The following is a 15,412-nucleotide window of genomic DNA, read 5'->3' on the forward strand; positions in this document are numbered from 1 at the left end:
GTTGCAGGCGAGTCGGACTCACCGAGCCGTCACTCGTGCGCGATGGCCGCCAGCACGTTCATGCGTGAGGCGCGCAGCGCCGGCAGCAGGGCCGCCACGATGCCCACCACCGCCGAGCCGATCACCACCGCGACGATCGTGCCCCACGGGATCGCCAGCGCCTTCATGCCCTGGAGCGCCAGCACCTGCTGGGTGCACACGCCCCACACGAGGCCCAGCGCGAGCCCGAGCACCGCGCCGAACACCGCGATCACCACCGACTCCAGCCGGATCATCCGCCGCAGTTGCCGCCGGCCCAGGCCGATGGCGCGCAGCAGCCCGATCTCCCGGGTGCGCTCCACGACCGACAGGGCAAGGGTGTTGACCACGCCGAGCACGGCGATCACGATCGCGAGGCCCAGCAGCGCGTACACCAGGTACAGCAGCACCGAGATCTGGTCGTGGACCAGCTTCTTGTAGTCGGCCTGGTCGCGGACCTGCACCTGCGGGAACGGCGCGAGGGTCCGCTCCAGGTTCGCGCGGAGCCGGTCCACGCCCGTGCCCGGGGCGTGGTTGACGTACAACGACGAGTCCTGGCCACCGGGGACGTACTTCTGCACCGTGGCGATGCCGAAGAACAGCCCGCCCTGGGCGCCGAATCCGCTGCCGCTGTCCTGGTCGGTGAGGGCGCCCACCTTCATCTCGGCGCTCCTGCCGCCCTGGAACTCCACCGGGAGCACGGTGCCGAGACGCACCTTGTGGTCCGCGGCGAAGGTGGCGTCCATGCCCATGCTGCCGTCGGCCAGCGCGGCCGCGGTGTCACCGCCCTTGTAGGCGACGTGCGCGACCCGGTCGACCTGCGAGTCGTATCCGGCGGCGGTCGTGGTGACCCGCTTGCCGTCAGGCAGCCTCACCGCCACCGGCGCGAACCGCTGCCGTACGACCAGCCCGACGCCCGCGGTGCCGCGCACCTTGTCGGTGACCTCCTCGGTGAACGGCAGGAAGTTGCCGTTCTGGACGATGAAGTCGGCCCCCAGCGTCTTGTCGATCTGCTGGTCGAAGGACTTCGACATGGAGGCGCTGGCCACCGACATCCCGCCGACCAGGGCCAGCCCCACCATGAGCGCGGCGGCGGTGGCGCCGGTACGGCGCGGGTTGCGCAGCGCGTTGCGCTGGCTCATCCGGCCGACGGAGCCGAACAGGGCGGGGAAGGCCGCCCCCAGGACGCGGATCACCGGGCGCACCAGCAGCGGGCCCGCGACCACCGTCGCGAGCAGGGTCAGCACCACGCCGAGGCCCAGCAGCGAGGCGGCCGAGGCGGTCTTCGTGGCCGCCGCGCAGCCCGCCAGCGCCGCTGCCCCGAGCACTCCGACGACGGCACCGACGACCGCCCGTACCTTCAACGGCTTGCCCACGCCCGCGATCTCGGCGTCCGCGAGCGCCGCCATCGGCGACACGGTGGCCGCACGCCGGGCGGGCAGGTAGGCGGCGACGAAGGTGACGCCGACGCCCACCGCGTACGCGGCGACGGGAGTGCCCCAGCCGACGACCATCTCGGTGGCCTTGAGGTTCATGCCGAGCGCGCTCATCAGCTTGATCAGCCCGAGCGCCAGCCCGATGCCGGCGCCCAGCCCCAGCGTCGAGCCGACCAGCCCCAGCAGTACCGCCTCGGTGAGCACGGAGCGCCGTACCTGACGGCGGTCGGCGCCCAGGGCGCGCAACAGGCCGAGCTCCCGGGTGCGTTGGGCGATCAGCATGGAGAAGGTGTTCACGATGAGGAAGACGCCCACGAGCGTGGCGATGCCGGCGAACCCGAGCATCACGTACTTGATGACGTCGAGGAAGCCGCCCAGGTCGGCCGCGGAGGACTTGGCCTGCTCGTCGGCGGTCTTGAGGTCGTACCTCCCGGTCCCGATCGCCTCGCCCACGCGGCGCTTGAGCACGGCGTCCGTGACGTCCGGCGCCGCGTCCACCGAGACGCTGGTGGCCCGGTCGGCGGAGCCCAGCAGCTCCTTCGCGGCCACCGCCGGGTCGAGGAAGAGCAGGGCCGCGCCGGGGTTGGTGGTGGTGAAGGTGGCGATGCCGACGATCTCGACGCGGAAGGTGCCGGGCTGGGCCTGCACGGTCAGGGTGTCGCCGATGCGCACGTGCTTCTTGTCGGCGGTGTCCGCGTCGAGCAGTGCCTGTCCCGCACCCTGGGGCGCGTGCCCCGAGGTGAGCTTCACGGGACTGCGGTGGGTGAGGTACCAGTCGGTGGCGATGGTCGGGGCCCCGGTGGTCGGGCCGACCGACTTGTTGTGGCTGTCGACCACCACGATGTTCTGCACGGACACGTCCGCGTGGCTGTCCGCGACCCCGTCGACCCGGGCGACCCGCTCCCGGAGCGCGGCCGGCACGGTCTGCACGGCGCCGGTCGGCACCGACGACCTGAGGTCCTCCTTCGGCTCCACCGTCACGTCGGCGGAGGTGGAGGCGAAGAGCCGGTCGAAGGTCCGGGTGACGGTGTCGGAGAAGATCAGGCTGCCCGCGACGAACGCCACGGACAGGACGATGGCGAGCGCGGACAGCAGCAGCCGCCCCTTGTGGGCCAGAAAGCTCCGCAGGGTTGCCTTGAGCACCGGGTCAGTCCTCCTCGGGCCGCGCGGCCCCGCCGCCGCCCTCGTCGGCATCCGGCGGCTGGGGGTTGCCGCCGGGGAAGAGACGCATGCGTTCGAGGACGGCGTCCGCCGTCGGCTCCTCCATCCGGTCCACCACCCGGCCGTCGGCGAGGAAGAGCACCAGGTCGGAGTGGGCGGCGGCGCCCGGGTCGTGGGTCACCATGACCACCGTCTGCCCGAGCTGGTCGACCGCCTCCCGCAGGAAGCCCAGTACCTCCAGGCCGGCCCGCGAGTCCAGGTTGCCGGTGGGCTCGTCGGCGAAGATCAGCTCCGGCCGGGAGGCCAGTGCCCGCGCGCAGGCCACCCGCTGCTGCTGCCCGCCGGACAGCTGCGCCGGCCGGTGCTTGAGACGGTCCCGCAGTCCCAGCGTGTCGATGACCTGGTCCAGCCACTTCGCGTCGGGCTTGCGGCCCGCTATGTCCATGGGCAGGGTGATGTTCTCGGCCGCGCTGAGCGTGGGGATCAGGTTGAAGGACTGGAACATGAACCCGATCCGGTCCCTGCGCAGCCGCGTCAGCTCGCGCTCCCGCAGCCCCGTTATCTCGGTGTCGCCGAGCCAGACCTGACCGGCGGACACCGTGTCCAGCCCCGCCAGGCAGTGCATCAGCGTGGACTTGCCGGAGCCCGAAGGGCCCATGACCGCGGTGAAGCGGCCGCGTGCGATGTCCACGTCCACCGAGTCCAGTGCCAGTACGGTCGTCTCACCCGCGCCGTACGCCTTGGTCAGCCCCCGTGCCCGGGCTGCTGTCCCCTCGGCGGCGGGTGCCTCCGCAGCAGGTGTGGCCAAGACTGCCTCCTCGCTCCTCGCGCGTGGGCTCCTCGTCGGCGACGAGCGTAGTGTGACCCGTCGCACAGGCGGTATCACTTTTCGATTCCGATGCCCGCTTGCCGCCGCTAGCACAACCGCGCTAGCTTCTAGGTATGGCGAAGACCCAGCTGAACGTGCGCGTGGACGAGGGCACCGCCAGAGCGGCCCGTGAGCGCGCCCTCGCGCGCGGCGTGAGCGTCAACCGCTACATAGAGGAACTGGTCATGCAGGACACAGGGGAGGCCGGCCGCACGTTCGTCGAGGCCGCCGCCGACTTCATGAAGCAGTACGAGTCCGTCTTCGCGGAGGAGTTCGGCGAGGCGCAGGGTTCCGACACGTCCGACAAGACCGAAGGCCGTCACTGATCCCTTGAACGACCTGACCATTGATCTCGCCTGGCTCCTCATGCTCGCCGAACAGAAGACCCCGGGGGACCCCCAGGTCAGTGACTGGGGCGCGCTGATCGCGGCCGTCGCCCGGCACCGGGCCGAGATATTCGACGTCCCCGTCTACGACAGCCCGCAGGCGCGCGCCGCCTCCCTGCTGCAACTCCTCATCCACGTCCCCGCCCTCGAGCGCTCGAACGCCCTCTTCGCGTCCTCCGTCGCCTACGCCTACCTGGTCGCCAGCGGCCTCAAGGTCGCCACCTCGCCCGAACAGGTCCGTGATCTGGCGCGGTTGGTGAAGTCCGGTGAGGCGAGCGTGTCCGACATCGCGGAGGAACTGCGCGGCTGGAGCCTGTGAGCGGGGTTCCGGTCAGGGCTCATGGGGCTTGCGGGCGACCCCCAGCACACAGGGTGAGGTCGGCAGCCGCAGGCCGTCCTCCGGCAGGAACAGCCGCCGGTACGGGCCGAGTTCGAACCCGGCCGCGCGCAACCCGGCGACCGGCTCCCGGGACAGGTGGCAGCCGCCGCTCAGCATCGGCCACACGGTGCGGTCCAGCGCTCGCTGGGTGAACAGCATCGCCGGGCCGCCGCCCCGGCCGTGCTCGAAGAACCGGACCTCACCGCCCGGCCGCAGCACCCGCCGTACCTCGGCGAGCGCCCGCCGCACGTCCCGCACACTGCACAGCACCAGCGAGAGCACCGCGGCGTCGTACGCCTCGCTCTTCACCGGCAGTGCCTCCGCCGCGCCCGGCACCACGTCCACCGGGACCTCGGCGCGGACCGCGGCCTCCGTGGCCAACCGCCGCAGGGTGCGCTCCGGTTCGATCGCGACGACCTCCGCGACGGAGGCCGGATAACGGCCGAAGTTCAGGCCGTTGCCCGCACCGACCTCGATCACGCGTCCGGACAGCCCGGACAGCAGCCGGTCCCGGACGTCGGCCATCCCGAGCCTGGTCTCGGCGGTCACGCTGACCCGGGCGTAGTAGCGGGCGAACAGCGGGTGGTGGACGGGATCCCGCGCCGGTTTCCCGGCGGCGGTGGACATCAGCCGCATGACGATACCTCCCGAGGCGAGCAGGTCCAGGGAGATTGTCCCCCGCGCGGGCCCGTCGCACCCCCCGCCGCCGGATCAGCCGATGAAGTCCCGCACCTGCTGGTAGACGCCGTGGTCGTTGTTCATGTCGGTGTGCGAGATGCAGCCGACACCCACGTTGGTTGCCCCGCTCAGCAGCGCCGAGGAGTCCGGGTCGATCGCCGAGTCGCAGTTCGACCAGTAGGCCGCGTACGAGACGCCGCCGGGCGTCTCGTCACCGGAGTTGAGGGCGGTGAGGAAGGAGCTGCCGGTCGTCATCTCCTTGCAGGACGTGTACAGCCACCCGCACAGCGCGGCGGTGCTCGTCCCGTGGTTCACCCCGGCGACCGACACGAAGTCGTCCACGTAGGCGGTCCCGCCGAGGTTCTTGAGGTAGTAGCGGCTGTTCAGCGCGCCCATCGAGTGGACCACCAGGTCCACCTTCGAGGCTCCGGTCCGCGCCAGTACGGTCTGGATGTAACTCGACAGCTGCGAGGCCGTGGTGACGTTCGACTTCGTCCAGTCGTACGACCACGCGAACAGCTGGGAGGACGAGTAGCCGTCCGCTTCGAAGTCCGCGATCCAGTCGTCCCAGGTACTGGCGTCGCTGCTGAGACCGTGCACGAAGACGACCGGGTCGTGGCTCGCCGCCTGCGCGGGAGCGGTGGCCAGGGGGAGTGACAGAAGGAGCGAACCGGCTATCGCCGTCAGAGCGGTTGCGATGCGACGCGTGGCGCGTTGCATGATGCCTCCTGAAACGGGTGGGGTTGTTCAGGAGTGTCGGGACGGGTCTACGCGCGCCGCATCGGCGAAGTCGCCAGTCTTTACGAGTCAACTAACCCGCCAGTAACGTCATTCGCGTGGTGATACCGGTGAATCCCCCACCTCTCGACCGCACTTCGCCACCGCAGACGCCCGAAGCAGGGCCGTGCCCCGCTTCGGCGCTCCCCGAGGGCGTACGCGCCCGGGTGCGACGCGTCGTACACGAGGACCAGCGCGCCGTGGCCGAACTCGTGCCGCGCCTCACCGCACGGCAGACGGCGGGACTCGACCCGCTGCCCGCCGAACCGGCGGAACTCGCACCGCGGTTGCTCCATGCCCTGCGCCAGGAGGTCCGCGCCCTGCCCGACGACACCCGCCGGCTGCTGCTCCTGGCCGCGGCCGACCAGTACCCGGTCGCCACCCACTCCTTCCTGCGCGCGGTCACCGCCGGACGCCTCGACACCCGCCCACTGGAGGCCGCCGAGGCCGTCGGCGTCGCCCACGCCGGAGCCGGCGGGGTGTTCTTCCGGGACGCCTGGACCCGGATCGCCGCCTACGGCACCGCCTCACCGGCCGACCGGCGTGCGGCCCACCAACTGCTGGCCCGGGTGCTGGGCGGCAAGGGCGAGTCCAGCCGCCGTTCCTGGCACCGGGGCGCAGCCGCGCTCGGACCCAGCGCCCGGCTCGCCGCGGAACTCCGGGCCGCCGCCGACCGGGCCCGCGCCGAGGGCAGACCCGCGCTCGCCCGCGCCCTCGCCGAACGCGCCGCCGACCTCTGCCCGGACCCGGTGGCACAGGCCCGGCTGCTCGCCCTGGCCGCCGCCGACGCCTGGCGCTGCGGAGAGCCCGACCGGGCGAGACGGCTCGCCGCCCGTACGGACGACACCGCCCTGGACGGCGTCCTCGCCCTCCGGGCCGGCAACGCGGCGGAGGCCTTCGACGCCCTGATCACCGCCGCCGTCCGGCAGGCGGGTTGCGCACCTCCCGCCGGACCGGGGCCGCGGGCGGGCGGCGGGGGCCCGTGGGCGTTCGACTCCACGGGGCTCCTCGCCCTCGCCACCGAGGCGGCCGTGTACACCGGTGACCTCGGCCGCTGCCGCGAGGCCCACGACCTCGCCCGGTGGCTGGGCGTCCCCCCGCCCGGCATCCTCGCCGCACTCGCCGCGGCCGCCGACGGCCGCTACGACGACGCCCGGATCCTCCTCAAGGGCGCCGCCGGCCGCTGCGGGCCGGGCGGGGACCCCGGTCTGCTGATCCACTCCGGCATGGCGGCGCTGATGCTCGGCGACCACACCCGCGCCGCCACCGCCACCCTGCGGGCCGCCGCCTCGTCCCGTGCCCTGGGCACCCCGGCGACGGCCGCACAGGCAACCGAGTTCCGCGCCTACGCCGACTTCTGGAGCGGCCGCAACCGGGCAGCCGAAGCCGCCGTCCGGGAGGCCCTGGAGCAGGCCCACGCCACCGGGCGGGACAACGGGGCCTGCCATCTGCGGGCCGCACTAGCCATGTTCGCCGCCGTCCGGGGCGAAGAGGAGGCCTGCCGGGAGCACGCCGGCGCGGTCCAGGCGCACGCGTCGGCGCACGGGCTGGGCCTGCCCGCCGCCCTGGCCCAGTGGGCGCTGGCCTTCCTCGACCTGGCGGCCGGCCGCTTCCCCGCCGCCGCGGCCCGGCTGCGCGCCCTCGCCGGATTCGGCCCCGGACACGGACACCGGGCCATCCGGCACCTGGCCACCCCGCACTACGTCGAGGCCGCCGTCCGCACCGGAGGTACCCGGGTCGCCCGCACCGCGCACGCCGACTACCACCGTTGGGCGGCCGCCGTCCGCAGCACCGACGACCTCGCGCTGAGCGCCCGCTGCCGGGCGCTGCTCACCCCCGGTGCCGAGGCGGTCCGGCACTACCGGGCCGCACTCGACCTGCACGCCCGGGGCACCCGGGAACTCGAACGCGCCCGCACCGAGTTGTTGTTGGCGGGGGCCCTGCGCAGAATGCGGCAACGCCCCGAGGCACGCGACCGGCTGCACAGCGCGCTGGCCGCCTTCGAATCCTTCGGTGCCACGCACTGCGCGGCCCAGGCCCGTGCCGAACTCCGCGCCCTGGGCACGGCACCGACACCCGCCGGGCCCGGTGCGCCGGACCCGGCCGCCGTCCTCACCGCCCAGCAGCTCCTGGTCGCCCGGCTGGCCGCCGAGGGTGCCACCAACCGCGAGATAGCCGACCGGCTCAACCTCAGCCCGCGCACGATCGACCACCACCTGCGTGGGGTCTTCGCCCGGCTGGACATCCGCTCCCGCATCGAACTGGTCCGGTTGCTCGGGGAGTCGCCCTAAGGGCTGTCCCGTAGTCCCCGGTGGGTCGGCGCACGGCGTCGGATGCGGTGCATCGCAAGGCGGAGGGTCGCCCTCATACTGGGCGTATTCGGGCGACCCCGACAACGCCGCGAGGTGCCGTAGCCGTCGTCGTGCGCCCGCCGGGGATTACGGGACAGCCCTTGGGTCCGTCGGCCGGGTGCGGCGCCGTCGTGGCCGGTCGCGCAGTTCCCCGCGCCCCTGAAAGGGGCGTTGCAGCACCGTCCCTGAAGGGGCGCGGCGAACTGTGCGACCAGCCGCCGCGCGGCCGGTCCGGTACTACACCGCTTCGCGCTCCCGGAACGCCTCCGCGTCCCAGGTCCCGTCCAGCCGCGCCGACAGCCAACCGGGCGCCGTCGCGCGGAAGTCGGCCGGCGTCAGCGCCCCGGCGCCGGCCGGCAGCGCACCGAGCAGCGGCGCCCCGGCCACCTCCGGGAGATCGGCGACGTTGCAACGCGACGCCAGATCGGCTGACTTCGGCCAGCTGCCGATCACTACGCCCAGCAACTCCAGCTCACGGGCGCGGAGTTCACGAGCCGTCAGCTCGGTGGTGTTGAGGGTGCCGAGCCCGGCCGCCGCCACCACCAGCACCGGCGCGTCGAGCAGCCGGGCCGCGTCCGCGAGCGTGCCGCCCGCCGCGTCGAACCGGACGAGCAGCCCGCCGGCCCCCTCGACCAGCACCAGTTCGTGCTCGGTGGCCAGCTTGGCCGCGGCCTCCGCCACCTCGTGCGGGCCCACGGGGGTCATACCCGCCCGCCGGGCCGCCGTGCCGGGCGCCAGCGGTTCCGGGAAGCGGGCGAGTTCGGCCGTCGTCACCGGGCCCGCGAGCCGCGCGACCTCGTCGGCGTCCCCGCGTTCGTCCGGTCGTACCCCGGTCTGCGCGGCCTTGAGCACCGCCACCGAGCGGCCCGCCGCGAGCGCCGAGGCGGCCACGGCGGCCGTGGTGACCGTCTTGCCGACCTCGGTGCCCGTCCCGGTGATGATCAGGATCGGCATGTTCATCCCTCCCGCGCGGCGGCGCACACCGCGCGCGCGATCCGTGCCACGTCAGCGTCGTCCGTGACGTACGGCGGCATCGTGTAGACGAGATCGCGGAACGGCCGCAGCCACACTCCCTCGCGTACGGCGGCCGCGGTGGCGGTCTTCATGTCCACCTCGTGGTCGAGCTGTACGACCCCGATGGCGCCGAGCACCCGGACGTCCCGGACACCGGGGAGCTCCCGGGCCGGTGCCAGGCCGTCCCGCAGGCCCGTCTCGATCCGCTTGACCTCCGCCTGCCAGTCCTGGCCCAGCAGCAGCCCGAGCGAGGCGCAGGCCACCGCCGCGGCCAAAGGGTTGCCCATGAACGTCGGTCCGTGGGCCAGCACCGGCACCTCGCCGCGCGAGATGCCCTCGGCCACCCGGGACGTGCACAGGGTCGCGGCCATCGTCAGATAGCCGCCGGTCAGCGCCTTGCCCACGCACATCACGTCGGGGGTGACGGCCGCCTGGTCCGCCGCGAACAGCGTGCCCGTACGGCCGAAACCGGTCGCGATCTCGTCGAACACCAGCAGTACGCCGTGTGTGTCGCACGCCTCGCGCAGCACCCGCAGATAGGCGGGGGAGTGGAACCGCATCCCGCCCGCGCCCTGCACCACCGGCTCGACGATCACCGCGGCCAGTTCGTCCGCGTGCCGTTCGATCAGCGAGCGCAGGTGGTCGGCGTAGGACTCGTCGTACTCCGCCGGCGGCGCGTCCGCGAAGACCTGGCGGGGCAGCGCCCCCGACCAGAGTTCGTGCATCCCGCCCTCGGGGTCGCACACCGACATGGGCTGCCAGGTGTCGCCGTGGTAGCCGCCGCGCCAGGTCAGCAGGCGCCGCTTGCCGGGACGGCCGAGCGAACGCCAGTACTGCAGGCACATCTTGACCGCGACCTCGACCGACACCGACCCGGAGTCGGCGAGGAAGACGTGCTCGAGACCGTCCGGCGACATGTCGACAAGGAGCTTCGCCAGGCGTACCGCGGGCTCGTGGGTGAGCCCGCCGAACATCACGTGGCTCATCCGGCCGAGCTGGTCGCGCGCGGCCCCGTCGAGCACCGGGTGGCGGTAGCCGTGGATCGCCGACCACCAGGAGGACATGCCGTCGACCAGTTCGCCCGAGCCGTCCGCGAGCCGCAGTCTGACCCCGCTCGCCGACTCCACGACCAGCGGTTCGGCCACGCCCGGCATCGGTCCGTACGGATGCCAGACGTGCCGCCGGTCCAGCTCCAGCAGCTCGGGGACGCCCAGGTCAGGCATTGGGCGCGAGGTCCGTTCCGGCACCCCGGCGGCGGACGGCGACCAGGTCGGTGCGCGGCTCGTTCACGTGAGCGGCGGCCTCCGCGGGAGCGGCGGCGTCCGCGTGGGAGCCGCAGACCCCCGACCCGCACTCGGCCTCCGCGTGCGACCCGCACCCGGCCTCCGCGTGGGACCCGCACCCGGCCTCGGCATGCGACCCGCAGCCCCCGGCCGCGACGTCGGCCCGGTGCTTCGGCAGTGTCACCTCGTCGGCGCCCTCGACCACGAACCCGGCGTCCGCGATCATCTCCAGGTCGGCCTGGCCGGCCTGGCCCTCGGTGGTCAGGTAGTCGCCGAGGAAGATCGAGTTGGCCAGGTGCAGCGCGAGGGGCTGCATGGTCCGCAGGTGCACCTCGCGGCCGCCGGCGATCCGGACCTCGACGTCCGGGCAGACGAACCGGACCATCGCGAGGATCCGCAGGCAGCGCTGCGGGGTGAGGTTCCACTCCTTGGCCAGCGGGGTGCCCTCGACCGGGATCAGGAAGTTGACCGGCACCGAGTCCGGGTCCAGCTCGCGCAGCGAGAAGACCACGTCGACCAGGTCCTCGTCGGTCTCACCCATCCCGGCGATCAGACCGGAGCAGGCCGACAGACCGGCCGCGTGCGCCTTGTTGACCGTGTCCACCCGATCGGCGTACGTGTGCGTGGTGGTGATCTCCCCGTACGTTCCCTCGGACGTGTTGAGGTTGTGGTTGTAGGCGTCCGCGCCCGCCGCGCGCAGCCGCTCGGCCTGGCCGTCGGAGAGCAGGCCGAGGCAGGCGCACACCTCGACGCCCTCGTTCTGCTCCTTGATCGCCTTGATGGTGCCGGCCACCCGGTCCACGTCGCGGTCGGTCGGACCGCGTCCGCTGGCGACCAGGCAGACCCGCTTGGCGCCCCCGGCCAGACCGGCGGCGGCCGCCTTGGAGGCCTCGTCGGGTTTCAGCCAGCTGTACTTGAGGATCCCGGTCGTGGAGCCGAGCCGCTGCGAGCAGTAGGAGCAGTCCTCGGGGCACAGGCCCGACTTGAGGTTGACCAGGTAGTTGAGTTTCACGCGCCGGCCGAACCACTGCCGGCGCACCTTGCCGGCCGCGGCCACCACGTCGAGCACGTCGTCGTCGGAGGTCGCCAGCACGGCGAGCGCTTCCTCGCGGGTCGGCAGCTCGCGCCGAAGCCCCTTGTCCACCAGCGTGTTCAGCAGGTCCATGAGAGCCGATCCTGTACTACGGGGCCGCTCCTGGCCAAGGAGAGTTTGCACAACCCTGTCAGTTCGACGTGTGGGTATTGCCACACAGTGGGTGAGTGGTGAGCCCGCTAGGGTCTGTCCACTGCCTACAAAGAAACACCGCCTACACACGTACCGGAGGGGCCATGGCGTTCGGCTGGATCGACGGACAGGCGGAACTCCGCCGCCGCGCCGGACTGGTACGGACCCTGCGCCCCCGCCCCGCCGACTCCCCGCTGCTGGATCTGGCGGGCAACGACTACCTGGGCCTCGCGCACCACCCCGAGGTGACCGAGGGCGCGGCGGCGGCGGCCCGGACCTGGGGCGGCGGCTCCACCGGCTCGCGGCTGGTCACCGGTACCACCGAGCTCCACACCGAGCTGGAGCGCGAGCTGGCCGAATTCTGCGGGTTCGAGGCGGCCCTGGTCTTCTCCTCCGGCTACGCGGCCAACCTGGCCGCCGTAACCACCCTCGGGCCGCACGGCTCCCTGATCGTCTCCGACGCCCTCAACCACGCCTCGCTCATCGACGGCTGCCGGCTGGCCCGGGGTACCACCCAGGTCGTGGGGCACTGCGCCCCGGACGCCGTGCGCAAGGCGCTCGGGACGCACGACGGGCCGGCGGTCGTCGTCTGCGACACGGTGTTCTCCGTGGACGGCGACGCGGCGCCGCTGGCCGCGCTGGCCGAAGCCTGCCGGGAGCACGGCGCCGGGCTGCTCGTGGACGACGCGCACGGGCTCGGGGTGCTCGGGGACGGCGGGCGGGGCGCGCCGCGGGCGGCCGGGCTCGCCGGAGCCGACGACGTGGTGGTCACGGTGACCCTGTCCAAGTCGCTGGGCAGCCAGGGCGGGGCCGTGCTCGGTCCGGCCCGGGTGATCGACCATCTGGTGAACGCGGCCCGCACCTTCATCTTCGACACCGGCCTGGCCCCGGCCGCGGCGGGAGCGGCGCTGGCGGCGCTGCGGCTGCTGCGCCGCGAGCCCGAACGGGCGGGGCGGGCCCGCGCGGTGGCCGCGGAACTGCACGCACGGCTGACCGCCGCGGGCCTGGAAGCGGTGCGTCCGGACGCCGCGGTGGTCTCCGTGCGGGCCCCGTCCCCGGAGGGGGCCGTGCGGTGGGCGGCCGACTGCCGTACGGCAGGCCTGGCCGTGGGCTGTTTCCGTCCGCCGTCCGTGCCGGACGGCGTGTCACGGCTCAGGCTCACCGCCCGTGCGGACCTCTCCGGGGCCGAGATCGAACGCGCTGTACAGGTGATCGGTCAGACACGACCATGAGTCGGCGTGACACGGCCGGGTCCTGACCGGAATGCGGATACGGAGTCGGTCACGGTCCGATCAGCCGGTGAGCGCCGACACGAAACCCGCCCAGCTCCCGGGGGAGAAGAGCAGCGCGGGTCCGGCCGGATCCTTGGAGTCGCGCACCGCGAGCAGTCCGGTCAGCCGACCGGAGCGCGGCCGTGCCGTCTCCACGCAGTTGTTCGCTCCGGTGCTGTAGCTGCTGCGCAGCCACCGCAGTCCGTGCAGATCAGCACTTGAAGGTACGTTCCGAGGCAGTGCAGTCATGGTGCCTCCTTACGCGCCGTCACCTATCCCGGCGATGTAATCCAACGAGTCCTCGGGTGAAAGGGCGTGCATCTGAAGGGAGTTGAAGGCCTCCGTGTAGGACTGGAGGTCTTCTTTCCGTTCGAGGTAGAGGCTACTCGTCAACTGGTCGAGAACAACCACGTCCAGATCAGAAGTGCTCGGAAATGAGAAGATTACGAAAGGCCCGGTGATGCCGATATGCGCTCCGGCCGAGAACGGCAGCACCTGGAGCCGTACCTGGGGCAGCCGGGCCGCCGCCGCCAGCCGCTCCAGCTGACGCGCCATCACCCCCGGGCCGCCCACCTCCCGGCGCAGCACGGCCTCGTCCAGCACCGCGCTCAGCTCCAGCGGCGGATGGTTTCGCAGCACGTCCTGCCTGGCCAGACGCACCTTCACGAGGGCGTCCAGCGCCTCGTCGTCGAGCCCGTCGACGGCCGCCCGGGTCACGGCGCGCGCGTACTCCGGGGTCTGCAGCAGCCCCGGCACGACGGAGGTCTCCAGCGTGCGCATGGCGCGGGCCTGCGACTCCAGGCTGATGAAATCGCGATAGGTGGGCGGCAGGACCCCGCGATAGGCGTGCCACCAGTGGTGCCGCCCGGCGGTGTCCTCCGACCCCGCCAACACCAGCAGCAACTCGCGCAGTTGTTCCTCGGCCACACCGTAGGCGTCGAGGAGTAACCGCACATCGGCCGGTTTCACACCACTGGCGCCGGTTTCGATCCGGCTCACCTTCGACTGATGCCAGCCCACCAGGCGGGCGGCCTCGCCGCTCGTGAGGCCGGCGCCGGTGCGCAGTGTGCGCAGCTCGGCGCCGAGTTTCCGGCGGCGCACCGCGGGACCGTTCTGCATGGGCTACTCCTTACTCCTTCCGGGTCACCCAAATACGCTCTGAGGTCGCAGAGTTCACCGCATCGAGCGACAGATATATGCATATCTTGGTGGATCGCTCCCCTGGCCGCCCCGGTAATGGCAGTCTGGCGAAGAAGCACCAGTCCGGGACCGTACTCGAACCATCCGCACCGTGTCGGACCACGGTCCCGTGGGAAAGGGACGACGTCGCCATGGCAGACCACCTGGAAGCATCCATCACTCTGCCGAGCGATCCCGCCTCGGTGTCCACGGCCCGTTCCTACGCGCTTGGCACCCTCGCGGAATGGGGGCTGTCACCCCGGACGGAGACCGCGGACACCATCCGCCTCATCGTCTCCGAGCTCGCCACCAACGCGGTGCAGCACACCTTCGGGCAGTCCCCCACCTTCACGGTGGACCTCGTCCTCGACCGTGACGAACGGCTGCGCATCGGCGTCACGGACAGCCACCCGCGCTTCCCCAAGAGACTCCCGGCCGCGGTCCAGCAGGACAACGGGCGCGGCATGGTCATCATCCGCTGGCTCACCGCGGAGTGCGGTGGCAGGCTCCGGGTGCGTCCCACCCGGGAGGGCGGGAAGACCGTCTTCATCGAGCTGCCCTGGGCCGTCCCGGCCGGCACGGTCACCGCGGCCGGCCAACAGGAACCGTAGCCCTGAGTTCCTGCCGGCCGGCCGCGGGGTGGTTCCGGGCGGGTCAGCTGACCCGGCCGTACCAGACGCTGCGCGTCCAGATCTTCTGGAGCTTCACCACGTCCCCGGTCTTCGGGGCGTGCCAGATCTTTCCCTTCCCGGCGTAGATGCCGACGTGGTACACGCTGGAGCCCGAGTGGAAGAAGACCAGGTCCCCGGCCTTGCGGTTGCCGGCCGAGATGTGACGGGTCTTGTTGTACTGCTGGGCCGCCGTACGCGGGAGCTTCTTGCCCGCCTTCTTGAACGAGTACAGCGTGAGCCCGGAGCAGTCGAACCGGTTCGGTCCGGTGGCACCCCACCTGTAGGGCGAGCCCTTCTTCGAGGCCGCGACCTGAAGTGCCTTCGTCGCCATCGTGGCGGCCGAGGCGTCGGAGGCGACACCGGGGATCACGATGGAGCCGCCCACGGCGGCGATGGTGAGTGCCGAGGCCGTGCCGGCCCGTGCCATCAGCGACGGGACACGATTGAGCGCAGTCATGCGCAACCCTTCGTCAGCCGCCTGTGAAGGATGACCTGTCGGATTCGGGCTGGCGAAGTTGCCCGGCCGTGTTTCCACGGCTTCACCCCAAGGGCTGCGCGGTCCGGTCGGACTTCGACCGTGCCGGCGACCCGTCGTGCTCGGGTCCTCCACTCCTGCCGATCCACTTCCGTCGACCGGTCATCCGGGCGGCGGCAGGACTCGGCGTCCGCCCGGATCGCCCCGCCGCTGTGGCGGGGGCTTGTCGTCAGACAGGGA

General features: G+C 72.4%; 15 protein-coding genes and 1 riboswitch. Of the genes, 5 read left to right on the forward strand and 10 right to left on the reverse strand.

All coding sequences use genetic code 11. The annotated features are described in order from the left end of the window. Window positions 1–29 precede the first annotated feature (29 nt). Both ACFY3I_RS33580 and ACFY3I_RS33585 read right to left on the reverse strand, forming a co-directional pair. Window positions 30–2,597, reverse strand: coding sequence for an ABC transporter permease (locus tag ACFY3I_RS33580; protein ID WP_390864784.1), 2,568 nt, complete (start codon window positions 2,595–2,597; stop codon window positions 30–32). A gap of 4 nt (window positions 2,598–2,601) precedes the next feature. Next, the gene (locus tag ACFY3I_RS33585) at window positions 2,602–3,423 is read right to left on the reverse strand and encodes an ABC transporter ATP-binding protein (RefSeq protein ID WP_390864785.1); all 822 of its coding nucleotides are present in this window, start codon (window positions 3,421–3,423) and stop codon (window positions 2,602–2,604) included. A 134-nt stretch (window positions 3,424–3,557) separates the two neighbouring features. On the opposite strand from ACFY3I_RS33585, the gene ACFY3I_RS33590 reads away from it, so the two are divergent. Both ACFY3I_RS33590 and ACFY3I_RS33595 read left to right on the forward strand, forming a co-directional pair. Further along, window positions 3,558–3,809 carry a toxin-antitoxin system HicB family antitoxin gene (locus ACFY3I_RS33590; protein ID WP_390864786.1) on the forward strand — a complete coding sequence of 84 codons (252 nt, stop codon included), beginning with the start codon at window positions 3,558–3,560 and terminating at the stop codon, window positions 3,807–3,809. 4 nt (window positions 3,810–3,813) lie between these two features. Next, window positions 3,814–4,188: a fic family toxin-antitoxin system, toxin component gene (locus tag ACFY3I_RS33595; protein ID WP_390864787.1), complete on the forward strand. Its 375-nt coding sequence runs from the start codon at window positions 3,814–3,816 to the stop codon at window positions 4,186–4,188. A 12-nt stretch (window positions 4,189–4,200) separates the two neighbouring features. Here ACFY3I_RS33595 and ACFY3I_RS33600 read toward each other — a convergent pair whose 3' ends face one another. Together ACFY3I_RS33600 and ACFY3I_RS33605 are read right to left on the reverse strand one after the other, a co-directional pair. Beyond that, the gene (locus ACFY3I_RS33600) at window positions 4,201–4,884 is read right to left on the reverse strand and encodes a class I SAM-dependent methyltransferase (protein ID WP_390864788.1); all 684 of its coding nucleotides are present in this window, start codon (window positions 4,882–4,884) and stop codon (window positions 4,201–4,203) included. A gap of 75 nt (window positions 4,885–4,959) precedes the next feature. Beyond that, window positions 4,960–5,646 (reverse strand): esterase/lipase family protein, encoded by a 687-nt coding sequence (locus ACFY3I_RS33605; RefSeq protein ID WP_390864789.1) that lies wholly within the window; start codon window positions 5,644–5,646, stop codon window positions 4,960–4,962. Between the two features lie 116 nt (window positions 5,647–5,762). On the opposite strand from ACFY3I_RS33605, the gene ACFY3I_RS33610 reads away from it, so the two are divergent. Beyond that, entirely contained in the window at window positions 5,763–7,994 is a 2,232-nt protein-coding gene (locus tag ACFY3I_RS33610) for a LuxR C-terminal-related transcriptional regulator (RefSeq protein WP_390864790.1), read from the forward strand. A 297-nt stretch (window positions 7,995–8,291) separates the two neighbouring features. Here ACFY3I_RS33610 and bioD read toward each other — a convergent pair whose 3' ends face one another. From bioD to bioB, 3 genes are read right to left on the reverse strand one after another with little or no spacing between them, the layout of a single operon-like run. Continuing rightward, window positions 8,292–9,008 (reverse strand): dethiobiotin synthase, encoded by a 717-nt coding sequence (bioD, locus tag ACFY3I_RS33615; protein WP_365285245.1) that lies wholly within the window; start codon window positions 9,006–9,008, stop codon window positions 8,292–8,294. Between the two features lie 2 nt (window positions 9,009–9,010). Then, entirely contained in the window at window positions 9,011–10,291 is a 1,281-nt protein-coding gene (locus ACFY3I_RS33620; protein ID WP_390864791.1) for an adenosylmethionine--8-amino-7-oxononanoate transaminase, read from the reverse strand. After that, window positions 10,284–11,516 carry a biotin synthase BioB gene (gene bioB, locus ACFY3I_RS33625; RefSeq protein WP_390864792.1) on the reverse strand — a complete coding sequence of 411 codons (1,233 nt, stop codon included), beginning with the start codon at window positions 11,514–11,516 and terminating at the stop codon, window positions 10,284–10,286. Before bioB ends, ACFY3I_RS33620 begins: the two co-directional genes overlap by 8 nt. 164 nt (window positions 11,517–11,680) lie before the next feature. On the opposite strand from bioB, the gene ACFY3I_RS33630 reads away from it, so the two are divergent. Next, window positions 11,681–12,808 (forward strand): 8-amino-7-oxononanoate synthase, encoded by a 1,128-nt coding sequence (locus ACFY3I_RS33630; protein ID WP_390864793.1) that lies wholly within the window; start codon window positions 11,681–11,683, stop codon window positions 12,806–12,808. A 60-nt stretch (window positions 12,809–12,868) separates the two neighbouring features. On the opposite strand, the gene ACFY3I_RS33635 is transcribed toward ACFY3I_RS33630, so the two are convergent. Both ACFY3I_RS33635 and ACFY3I_RS33640 read right to left on the reverse strand, forming a co-directional pair. Next, on the reverse strand, window positions 12,869–13,096 hold the full coding sequence (locus ACFY3I_RS33635; protein WP_362561995.1) for a DUF397 domain-containing protein: 228 nt from the start codon (window positions 13,094–13,096) through the stop codon (window positions 12,869–12,871). Window positions 13,097–13,105: 9 nt separating this feature from the next. Further along, entirely contained in the window at window positions 13,106–13,966 is an 861-nt protein-coding gene (locus ACFY3I_RS33640; RefSeq protein WP_390864794.1) for a helix-turn-helix domain-containing protein, read from the reverse strand. Between the two features lie 212 nt (window positions 13,967–14,178). Between ACFY3I_RS33640 and ACFY3I_RS33645 the strand changes: the two genes are divergently transcribed. After that, a complete protein-coding gene (locus tag ACFY3I_RS33645) occupies window positions 14,179–14,637 on the forward strand; it encodes an ATP-binding protein (RefSeq protein WP_390864795.1) in 459 nt (152 codons plus the stop codon). A 43-nt stretch (window positions 14,638–14,680) separates the two neighbouring features. Here ACFY3I_RS33645 and ACFY3I_RS33650 read toward each other — a convergent pair whose 3' ends face one another. Next, window positions 14,681–15,154, reverse strand: a complete 474-nt coding sequence (locus ACFY3I_RS33650; protein ID WP_365285257.1) for a C40 family peptidase — start codon at window positions 15,152–15,154, stop codon at window positions 14,681–14,683. 3 nt (window positions 15,155–15,157) lie between these two features. Continuing rightward, a riboswitch (cyclic di-AMP (ydaO/yuaA leader) is annotated at window positions 15,158–15,371 on the reverse strand. Window positions 15,372–15,412: the final 41 nt, after the last annotated feature.

The sequence above is a fragment of the Streptomyces sp. NPDC001068 genome, from assembly GCF_042897315.1.
Taxonomy (GTDB): Bacteria; Actinomycetota; Actinomycetes; order Streptomycetales; family Streptomycetaceae; genus Streptomyces.